The following is a 1,319-nucleotide window of genomic DNA, read 5'->3' on the forward strand; positions in this document are numbered from 1 at the left end:
GCCAGTAGCCGTAGCGGTCCGTGGTGTCGCCGGGACCGCCGATGAGGCCGGCCCTGCAGAGGTGCGCTTTGTCCCCGGCCGCCGCCAGGGTGGCATGCTCGATGGCCGACTTCGATTCCCCGTAGTTTTCCGGCGTGGATTCCCTCCCGGCGGGCAGGGGAGGCAGGAGCGCAGCATCCTCACGGGCTCCCGGCGTCGAATGGCCGGCATAAACGGAACAGCTCGAGACCAACGTCCAGTGCCCGGTCCGCCCTGCGAGGGCAGCCAGCGCACCCTCGGCCTGTACTGTGTCCCGGGCCACCTCAACAACGGCGTCCCACAGGCCGGCGGCGCCGTCATATGCGTTCGCGCCCAGTGAACGGTCCGCCTGCACCCACTGAACTCCCGCCGGCGGCTGTGCCGCCGAACCGCGGGCCAGGCAGGTGACCTGGTGCCCGGCGGCCAGCGCCTGCCGGGCGATTTCCGAGGAGAGAAAGGCCGTTCCACCGAGTATCAGGATGCGCATGGGTCCACGGTACGGCGCTAGGGTTGAAAGAGAACAGAGCCTGGCGTGCCGGGGTGACCCGAGCGCCAGACTATGCCTTCCACCGGCCGCCGCCGGAGACCCTCAAGGAGTTTCACCCCCTATGTTCAGCATGTTGTCGATACTTCCATCCGCCGCCAGTGAGCCGGACGGCATCAGCATCACCGGAATCGTCATCAGCCTGGGTGTCGGTATCGCCATCTGGCTGGTGGCAACCTTTGTCATTTCCCGGATCAGCAAGCGGGTGGCCTCTGGGAGCAACTTCTTCAAGAAGGCGCATTTCAAGTGGGTGGCACCTGCCATCCGGGCACTGGACCATGAGCGCCGGGTCCAGCGGGCGGAAACCATCGGGTCCCTGCTCAACAGCATCGTGGGCGTGCTCGTGGCCGTCATCACCAGCATGTACGTGCTGCAGAACCTCGACATCAACATCGCCCCGCTGCTGACCAGCGTGGGAATCCTGGGTGTAGCCATCGGTTTCGGTGCCCAGCAGCTGATCCGTGACTTCCTGGCCGGGATCTTCATTACCATTGAAGACCAGTACGGAATCGGTGATGTCATCGAAACCAGCGAGGTTGTGGGTGTCGTGGAGTCCATGGGCCTGCGCATCACCCGGGTCCGCTCCGAGGACGGGGCCATCTGGTACCTGCGCAACGGTGAAATCCTGAGGGTCGGCAACCGCTCCCAGGGCACCTACGTGCCGGCGGCAGAGTCCCCTGACGCTGCAACCGAGACTGCCTTGCATGAGCCGCCCACCGAGGCAAAAAAGACTGACCAGAAGGCCGGAGAATAGAGT

2 protein-coding genes are annotated in these 1,319 nt (G+C 65.0%); one reads left to right on the forward strand and one right to left on the reverse strand.

The window, feature by feature from the left end:
• Positions 1-505: NAD-dependent epimerase/dehydratase family protein (locus tag DBR22_RS02915; RefSeq protein ID WP_375134878.1), on the reverse strand; the 505-nt coding region annotated here is incomplete at its 3' end.
• 121 nt (positions 506-626) lie between these two features.
• Between DBR22_RS02915 and DBR22_RS02920 the strand changes: the two genes are divergently transcribed.
• Complete coding sequence (locus DBR22_RS02920; RefSeq protein ID WP_108597707.1) at positions 627-1,316, forward strand: mechanosensitive ion channel family protein; 690 nt, start codon at positions 627-629, stop codon at positions 1,314-1,316.
• The last annotated feature ends 3 nt before the right edge of the window (positions 1,317-1,319 follow it).

The sequence above is a fragment of the Arthrobacter sp. HMWF013 genome (genome assembly GCF_003061105.1).
In the GTDB taxonomy this organism is placed as follows: domain Bacteria; phylum Actinomycetota; class Actinomycetes; order Actinomycetales; family Micrococcaceae; genus Arthrobacter.

Coding starts and splice junctions, on each gene's coding strand:
- DBR22_RS02920 (WP_108597707.1), top strand. CDS start 627: ATGTTCAGCATGTTGTCGATACTTCCATCCGCCGCCAGTGAGCCGGAC.